At 62.9% G+C, this 6000-nt stretch carries 5 protein-coding genes and 1 pseudogene; 2 read left to right on the forward strand and 4 right to left on the reverse strand.

The genetic code is table 11. From position 1 onward, the window contains the following. Nucleotides 1-35: 35 nt before the first annotated feature. Nucleotides 36-1058 carry a hypothetical protein gene (locus tag CH296_RS06830; protein ID WP_032396188.1) on the forward strand — a complete coding sequence of 341 codons (1023 nt, stop codon included), beginning with the start codon at nt 36-38 and terminating at the stop codon, nt 1056-1058. Here the strand turns inward: CH296_RS06830 and CH296_RS06835 are convergent. Next, complete coding sequence (locus tag CH296_RS06835; RefSeq protein ID WP_094684321.1) at nt 1018-1989, reverse strand: oxygenase MpaB family protein; 972 nt, start codon at nt 1987-1989, stop codon at nt 1018-1020. The two genes, CH296_RS06830 and CH296_RS06835, sit on opposite strands and share 41 nt — an antisense overlap. A gap of 62 nt (nt 1990-2051) precedes the next feature. Here CH296_RS06835 and CH296_RS06840 point away from each other — a divergent pair, with 62 nt between their 5' ends. After that, complete coding sequence (locus CH296_RS06840) at nt 2052-2660, forward strand: TetR/AcrR family transcriptional regulator (protein WP_143546332.1); 609 nt, start codon at nt 2052-2054, stop codon at nt 2658-2660. Here the strand turns inward: CH296_RS06840 and CH296_RS06845 are convergent. The 3 genes and pseudogenes from CH296_RS06845 to CH296_RS29485 all read right to left on the reverse strand — a co-directional run. Beyond that, a complete protein-coding gene (locus CH296_RS06845; RefSeq protein WP_179277648.1) occupies nt 2657-3262 on the reverse strand; it encodes a YveK family protein in 606 nt (201 codons plus the stop codon). The genes CH296_RS06840 and CH296_RS06845 overlap by 4 nt on opposite strands. A gap of 409 nt (nt 3263-3671) precedes the next feature. Next, nucleotides 3672-5291, reverse strand: coding sequence for a polysaccharide biosynthesis tyrosine autokinase (locus CH296_RS06850; RefSeq protein ID WP_094684324.1), 1620 nt, complete (start codon nt 5289-5291; stop codon nt 3672-3674). 579 nt (nt 5292-5870) lie between these two features. Then, nucleotides 5871-6000: pseudogene (locus CH296_RS29485) on the reverse strand (dTDP-4-dehydrorhamnose 3,5-epimerase); the annotation flags it as partial.

Here is a 6000-nt window from a genome sequence, read left to right on the forward strand (position 1 = left end):
GACAACGTGTAACACACTCGGGCATGATGTAGCCCATGACTACCAGCGTCGTAGCTGCCTCGGAGTCGGGTGTCACGGCAGTTCAGGTGTGGACTTTGATCGTCGTCGTCATCGCTGCGCTCGGTGCGGCGTGGGCGGCGCTCAGTGTGCGTCGGGTCGGCGCGAACGAGGACGTCATCTCCCGCGAGGTGGCGGCACTGCACACTGCCGTCGACCGTCAGGTGCGCCAGTCGGGTGAGAGCGACTCGTGGAGCCGCGATCAGGTGACGGCGCGGTATCAAGAGTTGCTGTTCGCCCTGTCGAATGTCGATCGGGTTGTGGCGGAGGAGATTTCGGCAGCGGTGGTCTCGACTCCTGTCGGCGATCTCACGGCTGCGACGCAGTCCTTGAACAAGGCCTACGACCGGTTGAATCTGGCGCTCTCCGCCGCATTGGTGGTCGCGCGCAGGCGGGTTCATCCGTTGGCGTTGGAGTTGTCGACGGGCATCGACCGTCGGGTGTTCGCCCCGCTGGCTCCCGAAACGGGAATCCCCGCTCCTGCACACGAACGTCTGCAGAGCGAGCACGCGTACATCATCCGGATGCACTCGCTGCTGTTGACGGCCATGCGCGCCGATCTGGGTCTGCTCGATCCCAGCGCCGAGGCGACACTGATCTTCACGACGAAGGAAGTGGAATCCGGTGTGCTGGCGGATCGGTCGACTGCGGCCGGACGTAGTGGGGTACAGCTGATCAACCTTCTCGAGGACTTCGGCGTCATCCCCTTGCTCGGAGCCGAGGACGACTTCGTGATGTCCGACGCGCTGGTTGTCCAATGCGAGGAGCTCTACAGCTCGGTGAGCCCGAACTTCGAGGCGGTGCTACGCCACATCGGCGACGAGATCCATCTCGCGATCAGGCCCGATCTCACCGACGATCGCCTCGAGGAGATCTACGAGATCGCGGCGCGACTGGTCGAAGCCGGATTGCGCGGAAACATCCACCGCAGAGACGGATTGGACGGCAGCAGTCTGTTCCTCATCGATCCGACGCACCAGCCGGGTAAGGACCGGGTGTAGCGCGACCGCTTCGAGTCGCATGTGCGTCGACGGAACGCACAGGGCACCCGCCCGGAAACGTGCCCAGTTGGGCAATGTCGAATCCGTCCGAATAGGAACGCATTCGCTGCGAGTCGGCATTGCGTCGCTGCGTGAGGCGAGCAGGGAACAGTCGCAGAGCACGTCCTCGCGCACGCATCGCGGCTGTGACGAGCCGCTCCAGCGCCAGAGGAGGGTGGCTGTAGCCCAACGCATTCCGCAGCGGCGCATCCATGAGAGCGAGACTCACCACGCGAACGACTCCCTTCGGGACCGGTGAGACGAACGAGGCGAGTAGAGCCAGAGTGGCGTCGGCGACGCGTCGAGCGCCCGAATCGAAGGCGAAGTACTCCGCTTCGTAGTCGTCCATCAAGCTCGCGAAGCCCTCGAACGAGTCGGGCATGTCCGATATCCCCATGTGCTTGCCCAGCGTTCGGAAATACCTGACCGATGCTCGTACTTCGACGTCGGTCATGGGCCGTTTACCCCACACGGATATCCAGCGCTGCGGAACGACGACGAAAGTCGCGAGCACGTACAGCATCTCGTGATTGGGTATGTCGTAGCTTCGGTGCATCTGATTGATCCGGCGGATCGCGGCACGGCCCTGCTCGTCGTCGAAGCCCCGCAGGAACGGCACCTCGAGCAGCAGCACCGTGTCGTCGTAGCGCTTCTGAGTGGCCCCGGTGAATGCACCGGTGTCGTCGAGGAGCTTGCCGATGCCCGGTACCGCGAACGTCCGGAACAGAGCGAAAGACAGCGCCTGCGTGATGTCCCACGGGAACTCGTGCACAGCCAGGTTTCGATAGATCTGCACGAAGTCGGTGTCCGGGTCGAGTGAATCGTCGACACGCCTCCAGTGATCCCTGGGAACCCCGCCGAACCGCTGTCCGCGCACTGTGATCGTCGTCATATCCTCAAACTAGAATGCTCACTCTAATTTGGCAAGCCATACGAGCCGACTAGCATGGGGCCGTGCGTACGCCCGTGCAGTCCCGCAGCGAAGGATCCACTGCGCGAATGGTGGCGGCGACCATCGAGTTGCTGCACGAGGGTGGCCTACAGGCGGTGACGATCGCTGCCGTCGCCCAGCGCTACGGCGGGTCCAACGGATCCATCTACCATCGTTTCGGAGATCGAACCGGCCTGCTGATGGCAGCCCAGGAAGACGTGCTGACTCGCATCGAAAATGCTGCTGCAGCGGCATTTTCAGCCGCAGAACAAGAACCCGACGACGACCGTGCTGTGCAGATGCTCGCCGAAGCCGCACTCGCGGTGTTCGCGGAGCACCGGGGAGCCATGCGCGCGTTCTTCATCCAGTCCCGCAACACGACCGACGGAGAGTTGTTCGCCGCACGGATCGTTCGCACCAACCATCAATTGGCCGACACCGTGACCGGCTGGCTGTCGGCGAGGTTCGGAACGAGCGACGCCGATGCCGAGGCCACCTGGCGAATCCTGTTCGCCATCGGCGCGTCCCAGGCCGTGTTCGACGATCAGGACCTGTCCGCTCGTTCCACCAGCGAGAGCGAACTGTCCGACGCACTTGCCCGAGCAGTGTCGGCGGTCGCGCGGCGCGTCTAGCGTCCGGTCCCGCTCGCTCGGTGACGGGCCCGCACCAATACGGTTCCGATGAGTAGTCCCACTGCTGCTCCGCCCACCAGATAGGCCCGGGTGTTCGGGCTGATCGGTGCATCGGACGCTTCAGCCTGGCTGTACATCCTCAACACCACCGAGGGCGGCTCCCCGTTCCCGGGGTCGTTGAGCTCCGCTACGACTGCACTCACTTCCGTGGCCATGGTGTTCGCGATATCGCGCGCGAGCTCCGGCGAGGTATCGGTGGCGACGATATCGAACACGACGGTATCCGGCGAGGACGACGTCGACATCTTGTCGATCAACTCCGCCGGAGTGAGCTCGAGTGCGAGATCGGCGATGACTCTCGAGGCCACAGCCTCGTTGGTCACCAATTCTGCGTACGACGACACGGCCTGCCCCACGAACAAGTTCCCCACGTACGTATCGCTCACAGTCGTGGACCCCGAGGTGGAGACGAACATCTGAGTGCGAGATTCGTACACCGGCGTGATCAGCGAGGTGATTCCGAATGCCGTCGCCATCGACAGCACGATGGACACGGCGACGACGCGCCAGCCCGCGATCACCGTCTTCACGAAACTACGCACCGACACCCCGACCCCCATCTCCCAGTCTCGAGGCTCTGGAATCGACCGGCTTGGTCGCGCTCCACATCTCGCGTTATTCGCCCGATCCGGACGGGCCGAAGTCGGACCCATCCATACTGTGATCGGTCACGAATCTGCGGCGTGACCGCCATGATTCGCCGTCTCGTAGCCACGCTGACAGGTCGGCGCGAGCACACCCGAGTGTGCGCCTGCGCTGCCTGCTGCTGGACCCGCGACTGAGCCACGTTGTCGCGCTGTGCCACCGCGGTGACCGTCGCAACCGAGCCGTCCCGGTTGTAGATGGACCCGGTCGCACTCGCCACGATGACCCTTGCGGCGGTTGTCCTCGGCGCGAGTGACTTTCCAGGAGTAGCTCGGGGCGATCGTGACGCACACGATCGCCCAGTGCTTATTTCCTCAGACCGGGGTTCTCGACGCCGTTTCTAGGCACATCGCCGGGTGTCTCGGCGCGACGTGCCCGAGAGTACGGCGCGGCGGCGGGGGCTGCGGCACGTGCGGCTGCACTCGGTGCAGCCGATGCGGTCTGGGTCGATCCAGGCCGCACCGAGGCCGGTTGCGGCGCAGCAGGTGCCGCCGCGGGGGTCGGAGGAGCCGGCGCTGCTACCGGAGCCTGAGGCGCGGGAACCGGCGGTGCCGTCTGCCTGGGCAGGCTGGCGTCGGCGGAGTAGTTGTACGAGTAGCTGTACATGTCGCCCTTCTTCGAAGGGGTCAATGCCAGCACCACACCCAGGACGTGCGCGCCGATGGTTTCGAGATTGCCGATGGCCCTGGACAATTCGTTGCTCTTGGTGTGCCCGTAGCGAGTGACCAGCAGAGCGCCGTCGCTGTGGGTGGTGAGAACGGCCGAGTCGGTGACCGGCAGCAGCGGTGCGCCGTCGATGATGACGTAGTCGAACTTGGAGCGTAGTTCCGCCAGCATCGCACGAGACGCCTCCGAGCCCAAGAGCTCGGACGGATTCGGCGGGATCGGGCCGGACGCCATGGCTTGCAGTCCCTCATATCTGGTCGGCTGTAGAACCTCGTCGACTTTCGCCTGTCCCGCGAGCACCGTGCTGAGACCGACCGAACCGATGAGACCAAGATACTTCGAGACGCGGGGACGACGCAGATCGCCCTCGACGAGGGCAACGTGGTGGCCGGCCTCGGCAAGCGAGATTGCCAAGTTCACCGCTGTCGTCGTCTTGCCCTCGCTAGGAATTGCGCTGGTAACGACGATGACGCGCGGAGGATGGTCGACTTCGAGGAATTGCAGGTTGGTGCGAAGCTCACGGAAAGCCTCGGCGCTGGACGATTGGGCAAGATCCTGGAAGTCGACAGCCGGATGCGTCTTGCGCTCCTTGTCGAACGGGATTGTGCCCACCAAGGCCTTGCCTGAGATCGACTCGATCTCTCGACGGTCCTTGATGGTGTTGTCCAGGCGGTCGCGCAACACTGCAATAGCGATACCGAGCAGCAATCCCAGCGCAGCCCCCAGCGCAAGGTTGCGCTGAGTCTTTGGACTGATCGGATCGCCTGACGCAGCCGCGGTCTGGAAAATCTTCACTCCCGCCGATGGACTACCGCCACCTTCGGGTGTCTCTAGCTCTCGAACCTGTTCCACGAGCTGATCAGCAGTTGCATTGGCGATGTCTCGCGCACGGGCAGGTGACGCATCCGTCACAGTGATGTCGAAAAGAACCGTGTCCGGGGTCGACGATGCCGAGATCTTTGCTACCAACGCTGCCGGCGTGAGATCGAGCGGTAGAACGTCAAGAACGCGACCCGCGAGAGCCTCGCTGGTCACCAGTTCCGAATACGACGCAACACGCTGTTGGGAGAACAGGTTGTTCTGGTAAGCCTCCCCAACCGTAGACCCACCGGTCGTGGAGACGAACATCCTTGCGCTCGACTGGTAGAGCGGCGTCGTCATTAGCGATGCGCCCAAGGCCCCCAGGATCGCTACGACCACGGTGACAGCGATGATGATCCACCGCGCCTTCAGGATTTTCAGGTAATCCTGTATCTCCATGCTTCGAGCTCCTCGTTCGTTTCGTGCAACTCGCTACGTGTCAGTGTGTGGCTCAATCGTTACATAAGTAGTTCAATTCTGCGTACTGGACGATACTCCGCGCCGTCGTTGGTAAATCATTCGTTTGATATACGCGCACTAACAATCGAATTACCCATTGTGAGGTATCACTGATGATTCCGTACCCGCATCGCGGAGGCAGCCGGGCGGCTCGCCCGGTTAGGAAGCACGCAAAAGACCAGCGGCGGATAGCAATCTTCCTAGTTGACGTAAGTTGACGTGACCTACACCATGCTCGCCGAGTGAGGCGGTCTCCGATGGCCTGCCGCAGACCCGCAAATCGATCAACCGTTTGACCGAATCCGTCTCCCTTCGCACCACAGGTGCATCGCAAATGGTCGTTGAGTAGCCGAATGCGGCTCGGATGCCAAACCGAGCCGAATTGCGGAATTCGATCTAGACGTTGCCTTTTCCTGTCAGGCGCGATCCTAAATGTAAATCACAGACTTAGAGGAGGCGATGCTCGCTGACCCGCCCTTGCCACCCGGCAACGGGTGACCGGTTCATCTGAACCAAGTCCTACGCTCCGGAAAGGTCTCCGCGTTCGAGGGCTTCGGCGAGGGTGGGGGCGGCTGTGTCCTTGTCGGAGAGTTCGTAGGTCAGGGGCGATCCGTCGCGTGCGGTGGTGGGCCAGTCGATGCCCAGGGCG

Origin of the sequence: Rhodococcus sp. 14-2496-1d (genome assembly GCF_002259365.1) — a bacterium.
In the GTDB taxonomy this organism is placed as follows: domain Bacteria; phylum Actinomycetota; class Actinomycetes; order Mycobacteriales; family Mycobacteriaceae; genus Rhodococcoides.